The 23,371-nt window shown below is 35.1% G+C and carries 23 protein-coding genes and 2 tRNA genes; 23 read left to right on the top strand and 2 right to left on the bottom strand.

Annotated elements, in window-relative coordinates:
• The first annotated feature begins 31 nt into the window (after positions 1-31).
• The 19 genes from HCX49_RS10805 to HCX49_RS10715 all read left to right on the top strand — a co-directional run bounded on the left by HCX49_RS10805 (position 32) and on the right by HCX49_RS10715 (position 18,929).
• Positions 32-913: an SDR family oxidoreductase gene (locus HCX49_RS10805; RefSeq protein WP_021188572.1), complete on the top strand. Its 882-nt coding sequence runs from the start codon at positions 32-34 to the stop codon at positions 911-913.
• Between the two features lie 88 nt (positions 914-1,001).
• The gene (locus HCX49_RS10800; RefSeq protein WP_168127117.1) at positions 1,002-2,558 is read left to right on the top strand and encodes a serine hydrolase; all 1,557 of its coding nucleotides are present in this window, start codon (positions 1,002-1,004) and stop codon (positions 2,556-2,558) included.
• Positions 2,542-2,769: a VF530 family DNA-binding protein gene (locus HCX49_RS10795; protein ID WP_021188570.1), complete on the top strand. Its 228-nt coding sequence runs from the start codon at positions 2,542-2,544 to the stop codon at positions 2,767-2,769. Before HCX49_RS10800 ends, HCX49_RS10795 begins: the two co-directional genes overlap by 17 nt.
• Positions 2,770-2,959: 190 nt before the next feature.
• Positions 2,960-3,814, top strand: a complete 855-nt coding sequence (locus HCX49_RS10790) for an NAD(P)-dependent oxidoreductase (RefSeq protein WP_132842961.1) — start codon at positions 2,960-2,962, stop codon at positions 3,812-3,814.
• Positions 3,815-3,822: 8 nt separating this feature from the next.
• Positions 3,823-4,281, top strand: a complete 459-nt coding sequence (locus HCX49_RS10785; protein WP_132842963.1) for an SRPBCC family protein — start codon at positions 3,823-3,825, stop codon at positions 4,279-4,281.
• A gap of 18 nt (positions 4,282-4,299) precedes the next feature.
• Positions 4,300-4,842 carry an SRPBCC family protein gene (locus HCX49_RS10780; protein ID WP_168127116.1) on the top strand — a complete coding sequence of 181 codons (543 nt, stop codon included), beginning with the start codon at positions 4,300-4,302 and terminating at the stop codon, positions 4,840-4,842.
• A gap of 11 nt (positions 4,843-4,853) precedes the next feature.
• Complete coding sequence (locus HCX49_RS10775) at positions 4,854-5,294, top strand: VOC family protein (RefSeq protein ID WP_132770966.1); 441 nt, start codon at positions 4,854-4,856, stop codon at positions 5,292-5,294.
• Positions 5,295-5,355: 61 nt separating this feature from the next.
• Positions 5,356-5,829 (top strand): OsmC family protein, encoded by a 474-nt coding sequence (locus HCX49_RS10770; RefSeq protein ID WP_168127115.1) that lies wholly within the window; start codon positions 5,356-5,358, stop codon positions 5,827-5,829.
• A 77-nt stretch (positions 5,830-5,906) separates the two neighbouring features.
• Positions 5,907-6,482, top strand: coding sequence for a pentapeptide repeat-containing protein (locus tag HCX49_RS10765; protein ID WP_168127114.1), 576 nt, complete (start codon positions 5,907-5,909; stop codon positions 6,480-6,482).
• Positions 6,483-6,539: 57 nt separating this feature from the next.
• The gene (locus tag HCX49_RS10760) at positions 6,540-6,911 is read left to right on the top strand and encodes a hypothetical protein (protein WP_132842973.1); all 372 of its coding nucleotides are present in this window, start codon (positions 6,540-6,542) and stop codon (positions 6,909-6,911) included.
• 202 nt (positions 6,912-7,113) lie between these two features.
• Positions 7,114-7,890 (top strand): ABC transporter ATP-binding protein, encoded by a 777-nt coding sequence (locus HCX49_RS10755; RefSeq protein WP_132842974.1) that lies wholly within the window; start codon positions 7,114-7,116, stop codon positions 7,888-7,890.
• Positions 7,891-7,896: 6 nt separating this feature from the next.
• On the top strand, positions 7,897-9,570 hold the full coding sequence (locus HCX49_RS10750; protein WP_168127113.1) for a hypothetical protein: 1,674 nt from the start codon (positions 7,897-7,899) through the stop codon (positions 9,568-9,570).
• A gap of 65 nt (positions 9,571-9,635) precedes the next feature.
• Positions 9,636-10,064: an SRPBCC domain-containing protein gene (locus tag HCX49_RS10745; protein ID WP_168127112.1), complete on the top strand. Its 429-nt coding sequence runs from the start codon at positions 9,636-9,638 to the stop codon at positions 10,062-10,064.
• A 366-nt stretch (positions 10,065-10,430) separates the two neighbouring features.
• Positions 10,431-11,033 carry a TetR/AcrR family transcriptional regulator gene (locus HCX49_RS10740; RefSeq protein WP_132770972.1) on the top strand — a complete coding sequence of 201 codons (603 nt, stop codon included), beginning with the start codon at positions 10,431-10,433 and terminating at the stop codon, positions 11,031-11,033.
• A gap of 92 nt (positions 11,034-11,125) precedes the next feature.
• Positions 11,126-13,879 (top strand): TonB-dependent receptor, encoded by a 2,754-nt coding sequence (locus tag HCX49_RS10735; protein WP_168127111.1) that lies wholly within the window; start codon positions 11,126-11,128, stop codon positions 13,877-13,879.
• 37 nt (positions 13,880-13,916) lie between these two features.
• The gene (locus HCX49_RS10730; RefSeq protein WP_168127110.1) at positions 13,917-15,203 is read left to right on the top strand and encodes a parallel beta-helix domain-containing protein; all 1,287 of its coding nucleotides are present in this window, start codon (positions 13,917-13,919) and stop codon (positions 15,201-15,203) included.
• Positions 15,204-15,205: 2 nt separating this feature from the next.
• The gene (locus tag HCX49_RS10725; RefSeq protein ID WP_168127109.1) at positions 15,206-16,279 is read left to right on the top strand and encodes an SO2930 family diheme c-type cytochrome; all 1,074 of its coding nucleotides are present in this window, start codon (positions 15,206-15,208) and stop codon (positions 16,277-16,279) included.
• Positions 16,280-16,319: 40 nt separating this feature from the next.
• Positions 16,320-17,720 carry an aldehyde dehydrogenase family protein gene (locus HCX49_RS10720; protein WP_132842988.1) on the top strand — a complete coding sequence of 467 codons (1,401 nt, stop codon included), beginning with the start codon at positions 16,320-16,322 and terminating at the stop codon, positions 17,718-17,720.
• Between the two features lie 108 nt (positions 17,721-17,828).
• On the top strand, positions 17,829-18,929 hold the full coding sequence (locus tag HCX49_RS10715) for an alpha/beta fold hydrolase (RefSeq protein ID WP_168127108.1): 1,101 nt from the start codon (positions 17,829-17,831) through the stop codon (positions 18,927-18,929).
• 232 nt (positions 18,930-19,161) lie between these two features.
• On the opposite strand, the gene HCX49_RS10710 is transcribed toward HCX49_RS10715, so the two are convergent.
• Both HCX49_RS10710 and HCX49_RS10705 read right to left on the bottom strand, forming a co-directional pair.
• Positions 19,162-19,235 (bottom strand) — tRNA-Met (locus HCX49_RS10710).
• A 303-nt stretch (positions 19,236-19,538) separates the two neighbouring features.
• Positions 19,539-19,612, bottom strand: a tRNA-Met gene (locus HCX49_RS10705).
• Positions 19,613-19,672: 60 nt separating this feature from the next.
• Between HCX49_RS10705 and HCX49_RS10700 the strand changes: the two genes are divergently transcribed.
• The 4 genes from HCX49_RS10700 (at position 19,673) to HCX49_RS10685 (ending at position 23,364) form a co-directional block, all read left to right on the top strand.
• Positions 19,673-20,050 (top strand): START-like domain-containing protein, encoded by a 378-nt coding sequence (locus tag HCX49_RS10700; RefSeq protein ID WP_021192118.1) that lies wholly within the window; start codon positions 19,673-19,675, stop codon positions 20,048-20,050.
• 91 nt (positions 20,051-20,141) lie between these two features.
• Entirely contained in the window at positions 20,142-21,617 is a 1,476-nt protein-coding gene (locus HCX49_RS10695) for an LptF/LptG family permease (RefSeq protein WP_031289548.1), read from the top strand.
• 77 nt (positions 21,618-21,694) lie between these two features.
• Entirely contained in the window at positions 21,695-22,909 is a 1,215-nt protein-coding gene (locus HCX49_RS10690; protein ID WP_132842993.1) for a bifunctional 3,4-dihydroxy-2-butanone-4-phosphate synthase/GTP cyclohydrolase II, read from the top strand.
• 56 nt (positions 22,910-22,965) lie between these two features.
• Positions 22,966-23,364 (top strand): thiol-disulfide oxidoreductase DCC family protein, encoded by a 399-nt coding sequence (locus HCX49_RS10685; protein WP_168127107.1) that lies wholly within the window; start codon positions 22,966-22,968, stop codon positions 23,362-23,364.
• The last annotated feature ends 7 nt before the right edge of the window (positions 23,365-23,371 follow it).

Here is a 23,371-nt window from a genome sequence, read left to right as displayed (position 1 = left end):
ATAATTGATTACAAACACTAAATAATATCACATGAGTACAACACAAGGAATGCTTCGTGAGGATGCACTAATGGGAAAAAACATATTGATTACCGGAGGTGGAACAGGTCTTGGTAAAGCTATGACCCGATACTTTTTACAATTAGGGGCACAATGCATCATCACGAGTCGAAAAGACGATGTTATCCAACAAACCGCAGCAGAGCTTAGTAAGGAAACTAATGGTAAATGTATAGCAATTGCTTGTGATGTTCGCGATTATGACCAAGTAGAGAAAGTTATTAATTATGGTATTAAACAGCTTGGCTCAATTGACATATTAGTGAATAACGCCGCCGGAAATTTCATCTCGCCGACAGAAAGATTAAGCCACCGTGCATTTGAATCTGTTTTAGGAATTGTACTTCAAGGTACCATAAACTGCACACTGGCACTTGGAAAAATTTGGATTGCAAACAAGGATAAAGATAAAACAGTACTTAATATTGTAACGACCTACGCAAGTACCGGTTCAGGTTATGTCGTACCCTCTGCTTGTGCTAAATCTGGAGTATTAGCGATGACAAGATCGTTAGCAGTTGAGTGGGGACGCAAAGGAATTCGATTAAATGCAATTGCTCCCGGCCCTTTTCATACAACTGGCGCTTTCGACCGCCTCTTTCCAAGTAACCTAAGTGACACCCTCAACCCTGTCAACAGGATACCTCTTGGAAGAACTGGTAACTTACAAGAATTAGCCAATTTGGCTGCATACCTCGTTTCCGACTATTCAGCATACATCAATGGTGATGTGATCACAATCGATGGCGGAGAATGGTTAAAAGGTGCTGGAGAATTTAATGGACTCGATGCCGTTTCAGAGGAACAATGGGACACGGTTGAAAAATTGACCAGAGGAGCAAAAAGTACTTAATACATCCCTTAAAAATTACTGTATTTCTTATATTAAGACTATACAATTGCTGTTTTATTTAGATATTTGAATATAATCTCACAAATGAATGAAAAAAATAGCTTGTATAGCTCTTCTATTTTTTAGCAGCACTTCTTTATTTGCACAGCATATACAAGAAAGTGTCGTAGACTCCATTGTCCAGAAAACATTATTAACCTTTAATGTGCCGGGAATAGCCGTGGGTATCGTAAAAGATAACCAGGTAATATTAGCCAAAGGATATGGTATTGCCGACTTAAATAGAATGAATAAAGTTCATGCTTCAACGAACTTTGGAATTGCCTCCAATTCAAAGGCCTTTACAACCACTGCCCTGGCTATTTTAGTAGATGAAGGTAAATTAAACTGGGATGACCACGTACAAAAATACCTCCCGGAATTCAAGATGTATAATGATTATGTAACTAAAAACTTCACGATTCGTGATCTGCTAACTCACAGAAGTGGTTTGGGACTAGGTGCCGGAGATTTAATGATATGGCCCGATGGACATGACTTTACTCCCGATGACATTATCCATAACATCCAGTATTTAAAACCTACATCCGATTTTCGCACAAAATATGATTATGATAATCTGCTATATATTATAGCTGGAAAAGTTTTAGAAAAAGTATCAGGCCAAAGTTGGCAGACATTTATTCAGGAAAGGATATTTAAACCGTTGGCAATGAATCATTCTGCACCAAATTGGAACATGTTGCAAGATCGCCAAGATGTGATCGCTCCACATGTACCTCTAGATGGTATAAATCATGTCAGTACACGCTATACCAATACCATTTTGGATGCAGCCGGAGGCATATACTCCAATGTGGTCGATCTCAACAAATGGATGATTTTTCACCTCAACAACGGCGAAAATAATGGACATCAGCTGATCACCAAGAAGCAATTAAAAGAATTGATCACACCACAGACAATCATGCCTGTCAGTACTGTTCCTCCTTACAACTCGATATTCAGAGCATATGGCCTTGGCTTTCGTCTGACAGATATGGCGGGTAAATTAGAGGTTTCCCATACGGGTGGATTAGAAGGAATTGTCACACAAATCGTTATGCTTCCACAATTAAAACTGGGCATTGTAGTGCTCACCAATCAGCAAGAAGGTGCAGCATTCAGTGCCATCAGTAATACGATAAAAGATTTTTATTTAGGTATTAACGATCAACACTGGATTACCACCTATCAAACTTCAATTGCCAAAAACAATGCTGAAGCTGATCTCATAACACAGAAAACGTGGCAAATCGTAGAAGAGAATAAAAACATTCAGGACAAATACCGGCAAACAATACCAGGTAAATATCTTGACAACTGGCTTGGAGAAGTATCAATTAAAGCTGAAAATGGACGATTAACGTTCGCTTCAAAACGTTCTCCCCAACTCACTGGTGAACTTTACTATTATCAAGACAGCACGTATGTTGTCAAATGGTACAATCGCTTGATGTATGCAGATGCATTTGTACACTTCACTATTCAAGACAAAGAAATAGCTGGTTTTACAATGAACCCGGTATCACCACAGACAGATTTTAGTTTCGACTTTCAAGATCTAAATATTAAAAAACACACAAACAATGGAACAAAAAAATAACCCACTTCACGGAAAAAGACTGGATACAATACTAGAATATCTAATTGCTTATTTTGAAGGTTGGGAAGGATTAGGTGAACGGATCAATATTCGCTGTTTCAACGAAAACCCCAGTATTAAATCATCGCTAGCTTTTTTAAGAAAAACACCGTGGGCAAGAAAAAAGGTCGAGGAATTATATCTTAAAATTTACGAATACGAAAACAAGTAGTTATCATTAAAGATGATTATTTCTAAGCCTATTCAATTCATTTATAAAAAAGGTTATTTACAAAACTCTTCCGTTAACGAAGCCGTAAATAACCTTTTCTTGTAATCACGCTTATCAAACAAATAATCATCTCTAAAAGTAAAAACCATCTTAAAAAATAGTTGTTATACCTGTTATAAACTTAATACATATGCATCATAAAAATATAGGTTGGATCGGATTGGGAAACATGGGATTTCCAATGGCAAAAAATCTAGAAAATGCAGGATTTCCCCTTTCCGTCTTCAATCGAACCCCAAGTAAATCAGAACCATTCACAGATCTTTCAGAAGTTTATATAAGTGCCATCGAATTAGTCAAAAACTGTGATATTATCTTCACCATGGTTTCGAACGATGCGGCAATAATAGATCTTTATGAAGATATATTTCATCTTGAAGATATATCAGGAAAGATATTTATCGATATGAGTACGATTTCCAAAGACCTTACTTTAACGATAGCACAAAAAATTCAAGAAAAGCAAGCTCGGTTTATGGATGCACCTGTAGCAGGGAGTACTGTGCCTGCTAAAGAAGGAACATTGATTATCATGGCTGGTGGAGAAGAAAAAGACCTGCAAGAAGTATTACCCTATTTAAATAAATTAGGCAAGGCAGTAAAGCATGTTGGACCGGTAGGAAGTGGCATTTCAGCTAAACTGGCTATAAATTATTTTCTCTCTATCATCTATCAGGGCCTTGCCGAAACAGTTTTATTTGCTGAAAAAAGTGGAATTAAAACAGAAGACATGTTAGAAATAATCAATGAAAGTGCCTGTGGAAGTGGAGCCACTAAAGTAAAAACTCCACTCCTATTACAGCAAGATTATCCACCCGCATTTGCATTGGACTTCATGTTAAAAGATCTAAACCTCGCAAAAAAAGAAGGTGTTAACACCCCAATGAATACAGTGCTACTGGAAACGTATCAAAAAGCACATGATGCAGGATTAGGAAAACAGGATGTTATCAGTATTATTAATTATTTAAAACAGATTCAGTAATACCCGTTATGAAAAATCAAATATCTGTAGAAGCTCAAATGTTAATTAGAAAACCTGTTGAACAGGTGTTTCAAGCATTTATAGATCCTGCAATTACTGTGCATTTTTGGTTTACCAAAAGCTCCGGAAAACTAGAAATAGGAAAAACAGTTATTTGGGAATGGGAAATGTATGATGTAAAAAGTACTGCTACAGTACAGGATATCATCACCAATGAAAAAATTACAGTACTATGGGGACCACCCGAAACTTTAGTAGAGTTCAAATTTAAATCACTGTCTCCAGATCGTACGTATGTCACAATCCATCAAAAAGGTTTCCAGCAAACAGGAGATGAATTATTGCAGGTATTAATAGATTCTACCGGAGGATTTACAACAGTACTGGATGGTTGCAAAGCATACCTTGAACACGGTATAAATTTAAATTTAATTGCAGACAAATTTCCCAAAGAAGCGATGTTATAAACTACTAAAACTACCAATATGAAAATTCTAAAGAAAATAGTTATTGTATTGCTTCTCATAGTGGCAGTACTTTTAATAACAGCTCTATTTCTTAAAAAAGATTATGCTGTTAAAAGAGAAATCACCATTAACAAACCAAAACAAGAAGTATTTGATTATATCAAATACCTACGCAATCAAAATAACTTCAGTAAATGGGCAATGATGGATCCTTTGATGACAAAAACATATCAAGGTACAGATGGAACTGTTGGATTTATTTCAGCTTGGGACAGTAAAGCAGATAGTGTAGGAAAAGGGGAGCAGGAAATTGTTAAAATCGAAGACGGTAAAAGAATTGATTTTGAAATTCGATTTATTAAACCATTTGAATCCAAAGATAAGGCTTACATGATCACTGATTCAATATCTCCAACTGCAACAAGAGTAATCTGGGGATTTGATGGACACATGAGCTACCCGATGAATCTCATGCTGCTCTGTATGGATTTTGATAAAATGTTAGGCGGTGATTTAGCGACAGGCTTAGAAAGGTTAAAAACAAAACTAGAAACGGAGTAAATAAAAATACCATGACAACAATCAATCCTTATTTAACATTTGAAGGCAACTGCGAGGAGGCATTTAACTTCTATAAAAATGTTTTCAAGAAAGAATTCCAGTACATAGGTAAATTTGGTGAGATGCCTACAGCTGAGGGACAAACACCGCTATCACCAGAACAGAAAGATAAAATCATGCATGTTTCATTACCCATACACGGAGATAGTATTTTAATGGGTAGCGATAGTATTGATGGTAATTGTGGAAATTATATAAAAGGAACGAATATTACACTATCAATTAACAGTACAGATAAAGAAGAAGCAGATAGGCTCTATGATGTACTTTCAGTCAATGGAATACAGTCTATGAAAATGACTCAAACATTCTGGGGAGCATATTTTGGCATGTTAACAGATCAATTTGGCATTAATTGGATGATCAATGTTGATAATAATACCCCGGAATAGAAAATTATTATATTAATTTTAGAAAGCTGAATGATCAATTCAGCTTTCTAAATACGTTAATATGGCAAAAGAACATCAATACAAGCAAAAAGTAATCTGGACGGGAAATACTGGAAAAGATACCGCTTCCTATAAAGACTATAAACGTGATTTTGAAATCAGCATACCGCACAAAGCAGTAATTGCAGGATCTTCAGATCCTGCTTTTTTAGGTGATCCAACAAAACATAACCCAGAAGATTTATTCCTAAGTTCACTATCAACGTGTCATATGCTTTGGTATTTACACTTTTGTGCCGAATCGGGTATACAAGTAGTACGATATGAAGATCAACCGATAGGTATTCTAACAGAAGAGAAATCTGGGGCTGGTCAATTTACAAAAGTTACACTCCAACCAACCGTCTGGATCAGAAATCCAGAATTGATGACACTTGCCACAGAATTACATACTAAGGCCAATGCATATTGTTTTATTGCAAAATCAATTCGGGTTCCTGTTCATCATGAACCCATTATTCTCATAGCTCTGTAGCATCTTATGAACTGATAAAAATAAATAAAGAGGACTATTTATAACATATTCCTAAATTAAAATTTCTATTTTTGGATATGACCGCAGCATATTACGAAGGAGAAAAAATAACTTTCATCGATTATAAAAAAAATAACTTTGAACAAGCAGAATACGATAATTGCCGTTTCGAAAACTGCGACTTTTCAAACAATAAATTAAACAATAGCATTTTTGCAGATTGTACATTTATAGATTGTAATTTCTCATTAGCCGAATTATCCGGAACAACATTCCAACAAGTCCGATTTAAAAACTGTAAACTATTAGGCTTACAATTTCAGCAATGCAACCGCTTCGGTTTATCTTTTACTTTTGAAAACTGCAATATCGATCATGCTTCATTTTATCAATTGAAGCTAAAAAAAACAACCTTTAGAAGTTGCCAATTACGGGAAGTAGATTTTTCTGAAGCAGATCTAACAGGGTCATCTTTCCAAAATTGTGATCTAAATCAAGCAATATTTGATCAGACCAATTTGGAGCAGGTCGATTTTCGAGATGCACAAAATCTGATGCTATCACCGAATAAAAACAAATTAAAAAAAGCAAAGTTTTCACTCCTAAGTCTGCCGGGCCTACTTAGCGAATATGATATCAGAATCGAGTCTTAATTTTAAACTTTTCTAGTGTTCTTTTGTTCTCTTTATATATAGAAAGGAGAATTTAAAATGTCTAAAAAGAAAATCGCGAATGAAGATGAACTTCAAAATTCAAACGCAGACCAATTAGCTTACGATCCAGATAAACAATCATTTTCATTAGATGTGGAAGATAGCGACCCTGATTACGATCACCCAAGTGATTATGATACTGTCGCTGAAGGGGCTGCAGATGACGATTCAACTTACGACAATTCAAACCCCTACGTTGGAGATGAATATGCAGATTTAGACGAACTCATCGAAGACGATCTCGAAGAAGGTGGAATGCGGATAGAAGGAGAAGTAAAATTAAAGCCAATAGATAAGAAACTAGCCGAAACACCGGAAGATTTACGCGATGATTTAGATGAGGAAGGCTATCCCATTAATTATGATTAAGGGATCTAGCGTAAATTTCTAGAAACATATACAAATGAATATACCACAGATTCATTTTAGAAATGGATATCGTTAAATACTCTCTATAATACGATATCCAAATCTTAATTTCTTAAACCATTTTAATCAAATATTTCTTTCTCCATAAATTAGTATCATTACCCTTTCAAATTTTATATCTTTAGCTCAGAATAATTTATTTATGGATGTGAGCAAACCAATTATCCGAATTTCAAATCTTAGAAAATCATACGGATCAAAAGAAATATTAAAGGGCATAAATCTTGATATTTATCCCGGTCAAGTAATCGGTTATATTGGCCCCAATGGTGCCGGTAAATCCACTACAGTTAAAATACTTACTGGTCTGATCAATGATTTTGAAGGAGAAGTTTTTATTAATGATATAGATATTAAAGAAGATCCGCTTACCGTAAAAAGTCAAATCGGTTATGTACCAGAAAATGCAGAACTATATGATGTATTGACGCCTATGGAATACCTTGATTTTGTAGGTAAATTATATGGTATGGAAGATACATTAATTCAACAAAGGGCACAACAATTACTTAAAGCTTTTGGTCTTGAAGAAAATTTAAATAACAGGATGGATACATTTTCTAAAGGTATGCGCCAAAAAGTATTATTAATTTCAGGTATAATACATAATCCCCAAATTATAATTTTAGATGAACCATTATCCGGATTAGATGCTAATGCTGTTATTATTGTAAAAGAATTGATTTCCCTTTTGGCTAAAGAAGGTAAAACAATATTTTACTGCTCGCACATGATGGACGTTGTCGAAAAAGTATCCGATCGCATTATGTTAATCTCAGAAGGTAATATTATAGCTGATGGAAGTTTCGAGCAATTAAAAACGAACCAATCGGATACGTTGGAACAAATTTTCTCAAAACTCACAGGAAAAGAAGATGGAAACATAGATGCATCACATATTATTTCAGCAATTCGATAAAATAATATGCAGAAATTAACATTAAAATTCATTTTGCTTTTCAGCAAATTATGGACAAGCATAGGTATCGATGTTGCCCAATTAAGGATAATAATTGAAACAAAATTAACAATAGATGATCGTCGTCCTTTAGCCTCGTTCACGAAGAATCAAAATAAGAAACCAGCTAAAAATTCAACCTGGTTTCAATTTTTTATTTTCTCCCTTATGGGGCTCATGTTCTTATCATTTGTTATTATCATCCCCGATAAATTCTTAGCGACATCATTATTCTTAACATTTATATTATCCATATTATCATTATCGCTGATAACAGACTTCTCAACAATTCTGCTTGATAACAAGGACCAATATATCATTTTACCAAGACCAGTGAATGATAAAACAGTTGCTTTTTCAAGAATATTATACATGCTAATAAAGATTTCTACGCAATTACTGCCCATAACATTACCGGCATTAATCTATGTATTTATCAGTTGGAATATTTTTGCGGCATCGATGTTTCTTATTCAAATTGTAATAGCAGCTTTAATAGCGGTTTTCTTTGTCAATATTTTCTATTCCTTATGTCTACGTTTTCTGTCTATTCAAAAATTTAAAGATACAATCAGTTACATCCAGATATTCTTTTCCATTTTTATTTTTCTAGGTTATCAAATTGGCCCTAGAGTAATGCAAAGTTTTACAGAAGGAGAAAACAGTATTTATCATCTTAAATTACTATGGATTTCTCCAGGAACATGGATCGCATCTTTTCAAGCCATGCTAGTTAAAGATTTCAGTGGTTTGACACTTATTTTTGCTTCTCTTAGCATCATTTTACTTATTGTGGCCATTTTAGGGTCATCACAATTATTTTCGAAAGATTTTAATAATAAAATAGCACAGTTAGCTATCGGAGACAGCCCAGTTAAAAAAGAAGAACTATCACAAGAAGGGAAAATTTCGTTTTATAAAAAAATAGAAAAAATATTCACAAATACACCATTGGAAAAAGCTGGGTTTTCTATCATTTGGTTGATAACTTCACGTTCTAGAGAATTTAAAATGCAACTGTATCCCACAATGGCTTACTTACCGATCTACTTCATCTTTCTATTTCTGCAGGGGAAAAATAATACATTGGCTGAACAAATTGACCGTGTGAATACATCAGGACTTTATATTATGATTTTCTATCTATCGCTTTTTACAGTATTAACTGTTTTCCAACTAATCACTAAAAGTGAAAAATACAAAGCGGCATGGATCTATTACGCAGCCCCTATTCAACAAACAGGAGAATTAATGTCAGGAGTTTTAAAATCAGCATTCTTAAAATATTTTGTTCCCTTCAATTTAATTTTTCTAATCATTTGTGTCCCCCTTTTTGGTGCACATGTGACCAATGATATTCTGCTAGCAACAGCCATAGGAGGTATAGAAAGTGTTCTTGTTATGTTATTCCTAGTCAAATCTTTTCCCTTTTCACAATCTATAGAAAACGGAAAAAGTAGAACAATCATCAACCTGTTTATATTAGGACTTTTAGCATTAGTAGGTTACTTACATATCGTTATTCACGAATACGAAATTATAATTTGGGTGATTACCATTATAGCGTGGATTATATTTTTAATCATGATTAAATATCTGAAAAAAGAAAATTGGAAAAGTCTAGCTTTTGATGATAATTAACAGGAAATTTCAACCTGATAAAAATATTAATTACCTTTATACTAATTCCTTATAAATTACAAATTATGTCAACAATTACAGTCAGTGCCGATATAAATGCCCCCTTAGAATATGTGTGGAAACTATTTATCAAACCAGAGCATATTATTCACTGGAATGCTGCAAGCGATGATTGGGAAACAACAAGCGCAACCAATGATTTGCGAAATGGAGGTCGATTCAGTTTTCACATGGCCGCAAAGGATAAAAGTTTTGATTTTAATTTTGAAGGACAATATGATGAAGTGAGGCCCCTTAGGCACATAGCATATACGCTTGGAGACAACCGAAAGGTAAGTACTACATTTTTTGAAAACAAAAACGTGGTAACAATCGTTCAGAGTTTTGATAGCGAAACCTCACATTCCGAAGAACAACAACACTCGGGGTGGCAGGCCATCCTCAATAATTTTAAAAAATACGTTGAAACACAATTTCAGCAAAAAGATGCTTAACCCTAATTAAGCATAAAAGAATTACGGGGGCTATGGCCCCCGTAATTCTTTTATTATTCAAAACATCCTATCTTGGATCCTGATTAACTTCAACAAATAACCACGTAGCTTAAATCTATAGATCCTGAATAACATTACTCTATTCTTTCACTCCTTATTAAGGATACTCATGTGTACTAATCTTAATTAACCATCATCTTTTCTATTTTGATAAAGAAAAAATAAAGATGATCATCAATAAAAAACTATTAATACCTTAATTTTATTAAGTTTAAAAAATTAAAACAGGTTATTTTCAACTTTTCAAACTTTTTAATAAAATGTTTGGAAAATTGAATTTGTATTTATAACTTTAGTCTAAGCAATATGAGTAAGAAAGAAGAAGTAAAGAAAAAAATTGGTAAATCAGCAATGGAATGTTTTGCGAAATTCGGTTTGGACAAAACAACCCTTGAAGACATTGCCAAAGCTGTTGGTCTCAATAAAACATCATTATACTATTACTATAAAAGCAAAGAAGATATATTCATTGAGGTAGCACTAGAAGAAGGCGAAAACTATATTCATTCGCTACAAAGTGCTACGGTTGAGAAAGAAGGAATTGAAAATAGAACAGCATTTTATCTCGAATCACGATTCAATTATTATAAAAATGTATTGAACATGAATCGTGTTTCGGTAGAATCAATGGGTAAGTTACTTCCGCGATTCTTCGAGCTATATGATGCCTTGATGATTCGAGAAAAAGCATTCCTCACACAGCTATTGGAAGAAGCAGTTAAAGAGGAAGAATTGGAATTAAAAGATCCAAAAAATACAGCTTCCGTATTGATCAATTTTTCCAATGCACTAAAACACAGTGTGGAACAGCAGGCTATACTAAAACAAGAGCCTGAAATTGATTATTCGCAAAGTCTGCAAGATACCAAATTTTTAGTGTCTTTGATTTTTAAAGGAATTAAAAAGTAGCCGCAATGTAGTATTCGATAGAAACTAGAGAAAGGGTAAAAGCTATTTTTGATATTTTTTAATGTTGTTGCTAAAACTAACCAATTATAAATATGAAAAAGGTCCTTTTACTCAATCTGATCCTTTATCTCTGTATGCCCGGCACAGTCCTCGCGCAGAGCTTTATTAAAGGAAGCATTAAAAACAGTACCACCAATGAAGCCGCATACGCAATCTCGATTCGCGTTAAAAATGGCACCGATGGCACCTATAGTGACGATCGGGGTAGGTTTCAATTGAAAACCTCTAAATCACTTCCGATTACATTATTGATTTCCTCAATAGGTTATGAACCTCAAGAATTCATCGTAGAAAGTTTTTCAACTCCATTAGAACTACTTTTAAAACCAGCTCAGATTCTTGGTCAAGAAGTCGTCGTCTCGGCAAGCAGAACAGTACAAAATAAACTGTCGTCTCCAGTTACCATCGAACAGATCAGTGCCAAAGATGTCGTTAACTCCCCGCAACTCAATTACATGGATATGATGCAAGGACTAAAAGGAGTAGATGTAACTGTCTCTAGTCTGGGATTTACCAGTGTAACAACTAGAGGTTTCAATACAAGCGGTAATACTAATTTCACCCAAATCGTAGATGGTATGGACAACCAGGCACCTGGGTTAAATTTCCCGCTCGGCTCCGCAATTGGTCTAACTCAGCTCGATGTGGATAATATTGAACTTCTTTCAGGAGCATCCTCTGCATTATATGGTTCAAGGGGATTAAATGGAACCATGGTTATGACAGGTAAAGATCCATTCAAATACCAAGGAATTAGCGTGTTAATCACTCAAGGGGTCAATCACATCAATAATAAGAAAAAAAATGACCCCGTATCGCCTTCTCCCTATTACGATTGGACAATTCGTTTCGCCAAAAAAATAAATGATAAAATCGCCTTCAAAATAAATACACAATATACTCAGGCTAAAGATTGGGTCGCCAATGATGCTAGCAATAAAAATGGACCAGGAACCAGCCTAACTGATCCCAACTACAATGGCGTAAATTTTTACGGAGGCTCTACCTCCACCGATATTTCGCCCTTTCTACAGGCGGCTCTTGCCGGAAATCCGGATCTAGCCCCTATTATAGAACCACTACTGAGCAAACCCAACTATGTTGCTCGTACCGGATATCCAGAATATGGATACTTAGACAATACCGCCAAACTTTTTAAAATAAATGGAGAATTACGTTATAAGATAAGCCCAAAAATAGAAGCCATAGCATCAGGAACTTTCGGCACTGGAAATATCGTTTACACCAATGATACCCGATATCAACTAAAAGGTTTCAAAGTAGGACAGTACAGACTGGAATTAAAAAGCGACAACTGGTTTGTCCGAACCTATACTACCCAAGAAAATTCTGGCCGTACACTAGTAGCAGGACCTACAGCACAATACATTAATGAGTCTTGGAAAACAAGCTATGATGGAGAAGCCGGTGGTTGGTATCCTGAGTATACATACCAGTTGATCAATTCACTTGCCGGAGGAGCAGCACTCAATGATGCACACTTAGCTGCGCGATCATTTGCAGATCAGGGACGAGCAGAGTTAGGCACTCCGCTATTCAATCGACTTAGAGATAGTATCACAAGTACACCTATTTCAGAAGGGGGCACACTCTTTCTTGATCGTAGTAAATTATACAATACCGAAGCCCAATACAACTTCAGTAATCAAATCAAATTTATGACTGTGATTGCCGGAGTCAATTGGCGTTTATATAATTTAAACAGTAAAAACACCCTATTTCCTGATAAAGATAAACCCATAAATGTAAATGAATATAGTGCATACGTGCAAATGGCTAAAAAAGTAGCTGAAGAACGATTGAACATAGCAGCTTCATTTAGATATGATAAAAACACGCTGTTCTCCTCACCAAAAGTTACATCACGGGCGTCCCTGGTTTTCGAAGCAATGAACCAAAATTTCATTCGCTTCTCCTACCAAAATGCCTATAGCTTTCCTTCCAATATACAAGCCTTGCAAAATACTTTAAATGGATACAACAGCTATTCATCTGGAGGTTCATCACGCTTACTAAACGATAATTATCAATTTGACAAGTACCCACCATATGTCTATGAAAGTGTACTCAAGTTTCAAGAAACAGGTGATCCAGGTGTACTTAAAAAATTTCAATATGACGACATCAAACCGCAATCAGTAAATGCTTTTGAATTGGGTTATGCTGCCTTATTGGGCAATAGATTTATGATTGATATCCTAGGATATTTCTCCACTTGGAAGAATTTCATTGGCTATGCCAATGTAGCAAACACACCAGGGACTGATGATGTTAACGCCTTAAAAAATCACAGCACTTACATACAGTATAACATTGCTTTTAATGGAGGTGAGACAGTAAATACCTATGGTTATGCCGCCAGTCTAAGTGTTGACATGGGATATAACTTTTTGGGTAAAATTAATTACTATTCCGACTACCTGAAAAATAAAAATGATAGTCAGATCAATAATTTTAATACACCAAATTATCATATCAATATGGAATTTGGAAACAGTGGCTTTGGTAAAAAACAAGTTTGGTCATTCAATACCAGTTTACGGTACAAACCCGGATATCATTATGTCGTATCGGGAGGATTAGCTTCGGGAGAAGTACCAAGTTCTGCAGTAATAGATGCACAAATTAGCTATAAGTTGATCAAAGCACGCTCAGGAATTCGTCTCGGTGCAACTAACATAACCAATAAATACTATTCAACTGGAATCGCAAATCCCAGAATTGGAGCAGTATATTATGTCACCTATGCTTATAATATATTATAACCAACCCTAACCTTTAAACTTATAAACCATAACCATTATGAAACAATCATTTTATCTAAAGCTTACTTTACTATTTATGATAGTAGGAATGATAAGCTCCTGTAAAGGAACAAAAGAACAGCAGGACAACTATGCTAATATCTTGACTTTTAAACCTGGCGAAGAAGCAAAGATTGAAGAGGCATTCTTATCAATAAAAGACAGTACAAGTATTTTACTTCAGGCAGGTAATTACAAATTTGACAATTTAAGTATCGTACAGGTCAAACATATTTTAATTCATGGAGAAGGCCATGATAAAACGGTCCTCAATTTTTCCAGTCAAACGCAAGGCGGAGAAGGTATCCGAGTTACCGATGTCAAAGGATTTACTATCGAGAACATGACCATTCGTGACTCTAAAGGTGATTTGTTAAAAATCAGCAATAGTAGTGATGTGAAAGTTGCAAATTTACATGCGCTATGGAGTCAAGCAGATTCGACAAGTGGAGGCTATGCGATTTATCCTGTGCTCTGCAAAAATGTCCTTGTTGAAAATTGCTATACAGAAGGTTCTTCAGATGCAGGAATCTATGTAGGCCAAACAGACGGCGCAATTGTTCGCAATTGTAAGGCAGCCAAAAATGTGGCCGGATGTGAAATTGAAAATACGTCAAATGCAGAAGTATATAATAATGAATTTTATAACAATACAGCAGGGTTTCTAATTTTTGATTTGCCAGACTTATCGAAAAGGGGTGGTAAAGTAAAAGTTTATAACAACAACATTTATGACAACAATTTTAGAAATTTTGCCAAAAGCGGAAGTTTTGGGACCTCTTGGGGAGTAGGAAATGCTTCGCCCGGAAGTGGTATTATCATCCTGGCAGCTTCAGATATTGAAATCTACGACAATAAAATTACTGGAAACAATACCGCAGCAATTACAATTGCATCAGGCTTTGCAACAGATGACAAAGCTGCAGAAAAAATTAATGCCAACTATTCTCCTATTTCCAAAAACATTAAAATACACAGCAATAAACTTGAAATGGGACCAGAATTTCCAAAACCCGCATTCGAACATCGAATTGGACAAGTATTAGTTGCAACTCAAGAACAACTAAATAAATTGGACCCTAATCGCAAATTTAAAAGAATTCCATTAATCGTATATGACGGTTTCAGTAGTAATGTATTAACAAAAGGAACAGCATTAAATCCAGATTCTATCTGCATCAATCAACCTGAAGAAAATCTATTTGTAAACGCTGACTTCCAAAATGCTGCAAAGCCGGAAAACTGGAAACCAAATACGGATAGTGCACCATTTCAATGTAAATGATCATGCAAAAGTCTTACCTTTTAACCATAAGCATCTTGCTCGGCACATTCCTAATTTTGCTCATGCATCAAGGATGCAATAACACAAATAAAGCAAAATCCGATAATAGTAGTGAAGGGTTTACATTTAAGGAAAAACTTTCAGATTACGGATTTTTTAAAGGAAACCTTAAAAATTTAGAACCAGTAAAAGGCGTTACCAGATATGATTTAAGTACACCCTTATTTACAGACTATGCTATAAAAGATCGATTTATTGTACTTCCGCACGGAAAGCAGATCAACTATAGGGCTAGTGGCCCCTTAGAATTTCCAGATTCAAGCATTATCATCAAAAATTTTGCTTATACTAATGAGGCGCACCAAAAGATCATGATTGAAACCCGGTTATTAGTGAAAGATCCCAAAACTAAAAAATGGATAGTCATGAATTACCTTTGGAATAAAGAACAGACCGGTGCCATTAGACACATTACAGGAGCTAAAGTACCGATTACTTTACTTGATGAAAATGGGAATAAACATGTCACTAATTATATGGTTCCAAATACAAATGATTGCAAAAGGTGTCATACTAACAACGGTACACTAACACCAATAGGTCCAAAAGCAAGAAATTTGAACTTTATTCCTAAAGATCAAATGAACAACCAGCTAACAAAATGGACTTTAGAAGGTAAACTCGTTGGCTTACCCGAAATTTCAAAAGTATCACAGTTACCAGTATGGACAGATAATAAACATTACAGTTTAGAGAAGCGGGCACGTGCATATTTAGATATTAATTGTGCACATTGTCATACAAAAGGTGGCGATGCATTTAATACTGGTCTATTTTTGGATTATGAAGAAAATAATCCAAATCATTTAGGCATAAAAAAAGCACCCGTTTCAGCTGGTGGAGGAGCTGGAGGATTAGATTTTGATATCATTCCCGGAAATCCAACGCAGTCTATTCTACTACATCGCATGAATAGTGTAGAACCTGGAACAGCAATGCCAGAACTCGCGCGTACCATCATTCATAAAGAAGGAGTTGCATTGATCCGAGAATGGATACAGCAATTGCCACAATAAAAATAACTTTTGAAGCATAGCTTATAAACATACTTGACTAATGACAGATCATATCCTAACCATTTTTGAACTTCAGCAAAAAAACAAAGCTGTACTCCAATGGAGTACAGCACAACAACGTATATTAAAATTACGTCGATTAAAAACTGCAATTGAAGAATTTGAAGAACAGATCTACGATGCATTACAGACTGATCTAAGAAAAAGTAAATTTGAGTCCGCCCTTACGGAAGTATTTTTCGCACTCAGTGAAATTGATTTTGCCATCAAGAATTTAAAACAATGGATGAAGCCAAAAAGGGTCCGCAGGACATTGACAAGTATATTGGCAACAAATCGCATATATCAGCAACCAAGAGGCGTATGTCTAATCATTGCACCGTGGAACTATCCATTTCAACTGATTATGAGTCCATTAATATCTGCAATTGCAGCTGGAAACTGCATCATATTAAAACCTTCAGAAATCAGCTCTGCAACGAGTAATGTCATCACGCAATTAATTAAAAATACTTTTCAAGAAGAGGACATAGCTTGCTTCGAAGGAGATCGTGCTATTTCAGAATTCCTACTTCAGCTTCCTTTTGATCACATATTCTTTACAGGAAGTACTACGGTAGGAAAAGCTGTTATGCAGGCAGCTTCCAAAAATCTAAGTACCGTTACACTCGAATTAGGAGGAAAATCACCAGTCATCATTGACGAAACCGCCGATATAAAAGATGCTGCTTCAAAAATTGCTTGGGGCAAGCTCATCAATGCAGGTCAGACCTGCATTGCACCTGATCATGTATTTATACAAAGATCCAAACTTGAAGAGTTTATACAGCAGTACAAAGAAGCTGTTACCCGTCAGTTTTTTAATGACCAACAGCAACTGGATATGGCACAATATAGTAAGATCATCAATCGACAACATGCCGAAAGATTAGTAGGATTGATCACTGATGCTGTAGACAATGGGGCCTACATAGCTTGGGGAGGAGAAGTACTGTGGCCCGAATTGACCATTTATCCTACCCTCCTATCTCATGTACCGCTAGACAGCAAAATTATGCAGGAAGAAATCTTTGGCCCAATACTCCCCGTTATTCCCTATGACGATCTAGAGATGCCATTAAATATCATCAATAGCAAGAGTAAACCTTTGGCCCTATACATTTTCAGTAAAAATAAACTTACCGTAAAACGCTTGTTAAAAAGCACGAGTTCAGGTGGCGCGTGTATAAATGATGTTGTCATCCATGTATCTAACCCAAACCTTCCTTTTGGTGGCGTAAATGGTAGCGGAATGGGAAGTTGTCATGGCATTTTCGGCTTTAAAACATTTTCACATGAAAGGTCAGTAGCTTTTCAATCAGCATTCAACATGTCGCAACTTATCTATCCTCCTTATACAAAAAAAGAATGGGTGATGAAATTACTTCGAAAATTTATGTAAGGATAAGAATATTCACTTATTTTTTTACGAGCTGATTATACACTATCTTTAACAGTCAAAATTAGCTTTGATTCCTGTATGTTAAACTTCTTAAAATCAAAAATTACAATGGTACCCACAAAGTGCCATAAATCAATTCATGTCCTTTTCCATTTCATTTTACTAATCGGCTGCTTATCATGTACAGCCTCGCTTGCTCAAGAAATAGATAAAACTCAACTTAAACTTCATTATGAATCTGCTACAAAACAGTTCAATACTTATGAGCAAAAACATCGCAGGACTACAAAGACTAAAAATGTAAATTTATCCTATCTCCAATGGGGCGACAATCAAAATAAAACTAAAGTGCTAATATGGCTCCATGGCAGTCTAAGTAACGCTTACGAATTTGCTCCTTTTGCATTAGACCTTGTCAAAATCGGTTACCGTATTATTTCAATAGATCAATATAATGCCGGAAAAACTCCTCTGCCACCATTTGATGCTTCATTCGATGATCTCTGTATTGACATCAAATCATTAATGGACACTTTACAAATTCAACATGCTGTTATAGGAGGATTTTCCCGTGGAGGCTACCTAGCAACAAATTTTTATAAACTGTTTCCTACATATGTCGCAGGTTTAATACTGGAGGATGGCGGATCAGTAGCCTTTAATACCAGCTACTTCAAGTTGAATAAAAGACAATTAGAACAAAAATTACAAGAAGTCAATCTCCCTGCTGACATAGAAGAAAAGTATTTCGGCTTTTATAACGATCAATTTGCTGCCTATAAAAGCCTTTATGATGACAGCAATAAATCAGATCAATTTGAAATCTTAAGTTTTTTGAAACCGCTAGATCAAAAATGGATCACCTACCGCGGACAACAAGAATACTATCATATGCGAGACAGTCTACAGATGTCAGAAGCAATATTCGGCAATCCCAATGTCAGTAAATATGCTTCCTCCATTATAAAAATAGCTCCATTTGAAATATTTAAACAAGTAGACATTCCTGTACTCATACTAGATGCAATTTCAGTTCACGATCCTATGCCTGTTGATGCAGAAAACAAAATACTTGCTGAAAAGCATTCCAACTTCATCAAACATATTGCTTTTGAAAATGTGGATCACAATATTCATTTCGCATATCCTGAGCAATTTCTAAAAGTTATTACTAAATTCTTAAACGAAGTAAAATTAACTACAGACTGAACTAACAGTGGTAAAGAGCATGAAACTAGAATAGGATCCGGAAATATACTACTACCGCTTGCAAGATCATTGTACAAATGGTATTCCCGGCTGTAGTGCACCGCCAGTCATTCCCAAGTTAAACTGTTTTGATATAATAGTATTTTTTTAAGAAAAATAAAGAAGTAGATACCGTATCACCAAATTTAGGCATAAAAAAAGGAGACAACTAATATATAGTGTCTCCTTTAAGTAGCGGGGAGCAGGATCGAACTGCCGACCTCAGGGTTATGAATCCTGCGCTCTAACCATCTGAGCTACCCCGCCGTTTTTCGGTATGCAAATATAGCAATAACACTTCAAATAAAAAGCTTTTTTTTATTTTTTTTCACTGTTTTAGCGCCTTAGCGCATAAAAAAAACGCAATTACTTTATAATGAAACAAATAGTAATAATAAAAAAACAAAAGTGAGAACATAAAATATCAGTAGCTTAAGCATGCAATATTTTTAATTTTTAAAATCGAAAAGTTTTTTGTAAAATAATTGCAAAGACAAAATAAATATGTATTATTACAATAATATATATAAGTATAACCAATGCACAGTTAGAAAGTATGTTAGAGTTTTGTAGCGGGGAGCAGAATCGAACTGCCGACCTCAGGGTTATGAATCCTGCGCTCTAACCATCTGAGCTACCCCGCCGTTTTTGGGAATGCAAATATAGATTTTTTTAAGTAAATAAAAAATAAATATTCATATAATATGGCTGAAAAAATAAAATTGAACTTAGAATATATAGTAAATTCTTCACCTAGGATTTTATTCCCCTATTTACAGGAGCCAAATGCCTTATCACAATGGTTTGCCGATGATGTCAATTACCGCGAATCTATTTATGAATTTATTTGGGATGATGAAGGTCAAAAAGCCAAAATTGTAAATGTTAAAGAAAACAAACTAATCCGCTATAAATGGCTTGAGGACGAGCCTTATTACTTTGAACTAGAAATTGATCAGGACGAATTAACAAATGATGTAGCACTCCGCATTACTGATTTTGCAAAAGAAGAAGATGTAGAAAATCGCAAAATGATCTGGAATAATTCAATTGAGTATCTCCAAAGTGTAATTGGAGGATAAAAAAGTATATCTTTGCATCTTAATAAGGTCTATTAAATAGATCTCTAAAGCTTCAAAAAAATCATAGCTTTAGAAAGGAACATATGATCGGATGAAAAAGATTTATTTACTTATTCTTAAATCCTTTATAAAGCCATTTTTCGTCACTTTTTGTATTGTGATGTTTGTGCTTTTAATGCTTTTCTTATTTAAATACATAGATGATTTAATAGGTAAAGGTTTTGAATGGTATGTCATACTGAAACTAATCGGCTATCAATGTGCGGTTCAGATCTCTATGGCTATGCCACTTTCTATGCTATTGTCATCCATTATGACTTTTGGTAATCTTGGAGAGAGTTACGAACTAGTTGCCATCAAAGCCGCAGGAGTTTCACTCAGAAGAGCCATGACTCCTTTATTCATTTTAGTAGGTTTTTTCAGTTTAAGCTCATTTCTCTTTTCGGATTACATATTACCTATCGTAAATTTAAAGATGGGCTCATTATTATATGATGTCCGCAATAAAAAGGCTGATTTTTTAATAAAACCTGGTATTTTCAATAATACTATTCCAGGTTATTCAATACGAGCAAAAGGTAAAAATGAGAATGGTACAATCCTGTACGATTTGATGATTTACGATAATCAAGGTGGAAATGCTGGCAATACGGTTTTAATCGCTAAAGAAGGATTTATTTATAATTCTCCTGATAATAGCTATATGATCTTAAAACTTAAAGATGGAATTCGCTATGAAGATGCACGCGTAAAAAGTTCTAAAAGCTACGATCCCCGTCAGCAGTTCACGAGATTTAAATTTAAAGAAACTGAGCAAAAATTTGATATGGAATGGAATAAGATGCAACGAACAGATGAAAATTTGTTTAAGAGCCATCACGCCATGTTAAACTTAAAACAGTTAAAAGTGTATACCGATTCTAATAAAATGAAATTAGACAGTCTTAAGCACTCTCTCTCGCTTACTGTAGATAATCGTTTTAATCTATATTCTCCATATTTTAATACCCAAGAAGGAGGCAAAAAGATAAAACCTGCTTCGGTAAAACCTTTTAATAATTTATTAGAAGATCTTGTTCTTCCCGAACAGCGTGCACAGATTACAGGAAATGCGTTGAGTCAGTTAAACTACATGAAAGACGATTTGAGTAACAAATTGCCTGATTACAAAGATTTAAATGGCAAAGACATCCGGTACCGCATTGAGTTTCATCGGAAATTTACATTAGCTGTCTCATGTCTTTTATTATTTGCTATTGGTGCGCCTTTAGGAGCGATTATTCGTAAAGGTGGGCTTGGTCTACCTGTTATCATGGCTATTATATTCTTTCTTATTTACCACATTATTTCTACCGTAGCAGAGAAATCCGCAAAGGACGGTGCAATTTCACCTATTTTAGGGATGTGGATGGCCATTATCATATTATCGCCATTAGCTGGATTTTTAACGTATAAATCAACCACTGACTCGGCCTTATTTGATATTGATCAGTACAAAATAAAAGCTGAAGCTGGATTGAATTGGATTAAAAGTAAGATTGGTAAAAAGAAGGCAAAATTGCAATAATAAGCTCATTTTGACTTGCACATTATAATTAAAAGAGAATACTACAGTACCTTTGTATAAATACATTTAAGATATCAATGGATTTCAAATTAAACACGATTGAAGAAGCAATCGAAGATATAAAAGCTGGCAAAGTGATCATCGTAGTGGATGATGAAGACCGCGAAAATGAAGGTGATTTTGTTACTGCAGCCAGAAATGCAACACCAGAAGTGATCAACTTCATGGCAACTCACGGAAGAGGGTTAGTCTGCGCTCCTTTAACAAAAGAGCGTTGTGATGAATTGAATTTAGAATTAATGGTAGGTAAAAATACCGCTGTTTATGAGACTAACTTCACTGTTTCAGTTGACTTACAAGGTTACGGTTGTACAACAGGAATTTCAGCATCAGATCGTTCAAAAACGATCAAAGCGCTTATTGATCCTAATATTGATCCTGTTGAGCTTGGACGTCCAGGACATATTTTCCCACTAATTGCAAAAGATGGTGGTGTTTTACGTCGTACAGGACACACAGAAGCTACTGTGGATCTAGCTCGCCTTGCTGGTTTCGAACCTGCAGGTGTATTGGTCGAAATTTTAAAAGAAGATGGTGAAATGGCTAGACTTCCGGAATTAATGGAAGTAGCAAAGCGATTTGATTTAAAAATTGTAAGTATTGAAGACCTAATCGAATATCGTCTTAAACATGATTCACTTATCGTCGAAGAAGTTCAAGTGGATATGCCAACAGCATTTGGTGATTTCAAATTGAAAGCTTACACTCAAAAAGATACAGGAGAACATCATCTCGCGCTTTATAAAGGGGAATGGACAGAAGACGAACCAATTCTAGTACGCGTACATAGCTCTTGTCTTACAGGAGACATCTTTGGCTCTTGCCGTTGCGACTGTGGCCCACAATTGCACAAAGCAATGGAAATGATCCAACAAGAAGGTAAAGGGGTTATTGTTTACATGAATCAAGAAGGTCGTGGAATAGGCCTTGTTAATAAATTACAAGCGTACAAACTGCAAGAAAATGGAGTTGATACTGTTGATGCCAATACACAATTAGGTTTCAAAGCCGATTTACGCGATTACGGAATCGGAGCACAAATCTTACGCAATCTAGGAGTAACAAAAATGCGTTTAATGTCTAACAATCCTGCAAAAAGAGCTGGATTAGTAGGTTATGGATTAGAAATCGTAGATAATGTTGCTATAGAAATCAAATCAAATCCTTATAACGAGCAATATTTAAAAACTAAAAGAGATCGAATGGGACATACCATTATGAAGAATCTTTAATCATACTTGTAAAAGGGAGTTCGGAAGTTCTCCCTTTTTATTTATAATTTCAATTGATGAAAGCAGCTATTAAACAGCTTATTTTATTTGATGGGGTCTGCAATTTTTGCAACAAGACAGTCAATTTTATCATCAAGAAAGACAAAAAAGATCAGTTTAGATTTGCTTCCCTACAGTCGAAAATTGCACAGGATTTTATCATCGGTCTGCCGTCAAATACAGACTCCATTGTATACGTTAGAAATCAAAAGGTTTTAGTAAAAAGTACTGCGGCATTATATATCGCAATGGATTTAGGATACCCCTTTAAAATCCTTGCTATTTTCAGGTTGATACCAACTTCCTGGCGAGACAGTTGTTATGATTATATCGCGAAAAATAGGTATCGCTGGTTTGGTAAAATAGATCAATGCGAAATACCAACAGAACAAAACCGCAAAAAATTCATCACATAAATATAAA

This window comes from Sphingobacterium sp. B16(2022) (genome assembly GCF_012030425.1).
GTDB classification, from domain to species: domain Bacteria; phylum Bacteroidota; class Bacteroidia; order Sphingobacteriales; family Sphingobacteriaceae; genus Sphingobacterium; species Sphingobacterium anhuiense.
Note: the sequence above shows the minus strand (reverse complement) of the source record. Positions and strands in the feature narration are given on the sequence as shown.

Excerpts from the sequence above, each read along its gene's own strand:
- HCX49_RS10805 (WP_021188572.1), top strand. The coding sequence starts at position 32 with ATGAGTACAACACAAGGAATGCTTCGTGAGGATGCACTAATGGGAAAA.
- HCX49_RS10800 (WP_168127117.1), top strand. The coding sequence starts at position 1,002 with ATGAAAAAAATAGCTTGTATAGCTCTTCTATTTTTTAGCAGCACTTCT.
- HCX49_RS10795 (WP_021188570.1), top strand. The coding sequence starts at position 2,542 with ATGGAACAAAAAAATAACCCACTTCACGGAAAAAGACTGGATACAATA.
- HCX49_RS10790 (WP_132842961.1), top strand. The coding sequence starts at position 2,960 with ATGCATCATAAAAATATAGGTTGGATCGGATTGGGAAACATGGGATTT.
- HCX49_RS10785 (WP_132842963.1), top strand. The coding sequence starts at position 3,823 with ATGAAAAATCAAATATCTGTAGAAGCTCAAATGTTAATTAGAAAACCT.
- HCX49_RS10780 (WP_168127116.1), top strand. The coding sequence starts at position 4,300 with ATGAAAATTCTAAAGAAAATAGTTATTGTATTGCTTCTCATAGTGGCA.
- HCX49_RS10775 (WP_132770966.1), top strand. The coding sequence starts at position 4,854 with ATGACAACAATCAATCCTTATTTAACATTTGAAGGCAACTGCGAGGAG.
- HCX49_RS10770 (WP_168127115.1), top strand. The coding sequence starts at position 5,356 with ATGGCAAAAGAACATCAATACAAGCAAAAAGTAATCTGGACGGGAAAT.
- HCX49_RS10765 (WP_168127114.1), top strand. The coding sequence starts at position 5,907 with ATGACCGCAGCATATTACGAAGGAGAAAAAATAACTTTCATCGATTAT.
- HCX49_RS10760 (WP_132842973.1), top strand. The coding sequence starts at position 6,540 with ATGTCTAAAAAGAAAATCGCGAATGAAGATGAACTTCAAAATTCAAAC.
- HCX49_RS10755 (WP_132842974.1), top strand. The coding sequence starts at position 7,114 with ATGGATGTGAGCAAACCAATTATCCGAATTTCAAATCTTAGAAAATCA.
- HCX49_RS10750 (WP_168127113.1), top strand. The coding sequence starts at position 7,897 with ATGCAGAAATTAACATTAAAATTCATTTTGCTTTTCAGCAAATTATGG.
- HCX49_RS10745 (WP_168127112.1), top strand. The coding sequence starts at position 9,636 with ATGTCAACAATTACAGTCAGTGCCGATATAAATGCCCCCTTAGAATAT.
- HCX49_RS10740 (WP_132770972.1), top strand. The coding sequence starts at position 10,431 with ATGAGTAAGAAAGAAGAAGTAAAGAAAAAAATTGGTAAATCAGCAATG.
- HCX49_RS10735 (WP_168127111.1), top strand. The coding sequence starts at position 11,126 with ATGAAAAAGGTCCTTTTACTCAATCTGATCCTTTATCTCTGTATGCCC.
- HCX49_RS10730 (WP_168127110.1), top strand. The coding sequence starts at position 13,917 with ATGAAACAATCATTTTATCTAAAGCTTACTTTACTATTTATGATAGTA.
- HCX49_RS10725 (WP_168127109.1), top strand. The coding sequence starts at position 15,206 with ATGCAAAAGTCTTACCTTTTAACCATAAGCATCTTGCTCGGCACATTC.
- HCX49_RS10720 (WP_132842988.1), top strand. The coding sequence starts at position 16,320 with ATGACAGATCATATCCTAACCATTTTTGAACTTCAGCAAAAAAACAAA.
- HCX49_RS10715 (WP_168127108.1), top strand. The coding sequence starts at position 17,829 with ATGGTACCCACAAAGTGCCATAAATCAATTCATGTCCTTTTCCATTTC.
- HCX49_RS10700 (WP_021192118.1), top strand. The coding sequence starts at position 19,673 with ATGGCTGAAAAAATAAAATTGAACTTAGAATATATAGTAAATTCTTCA.
- HCX49_RS10695 (WP_031289548.1), top strand. The coding sequence starts at position 20,142 with ATGAAAAAGATTTATTTACTTATTCTTAAATCCTTTATAAAGCCATTT.
- HCX49_RS10690 (WP_132842993.1), top strand. The coding sequence starts at position 21,695 with ATGGATTTCAAATTAAACACGATTGAAGAAGCAATCGAAGATATAAAA.
- HCX49_RS10685 (WP_168127107.1), top strand. The coding sequence starts at position 22,966 with ATGAAAGCAGCTATTAAACAGCTTATTTTATTTGATGGGGTCTGCAAT.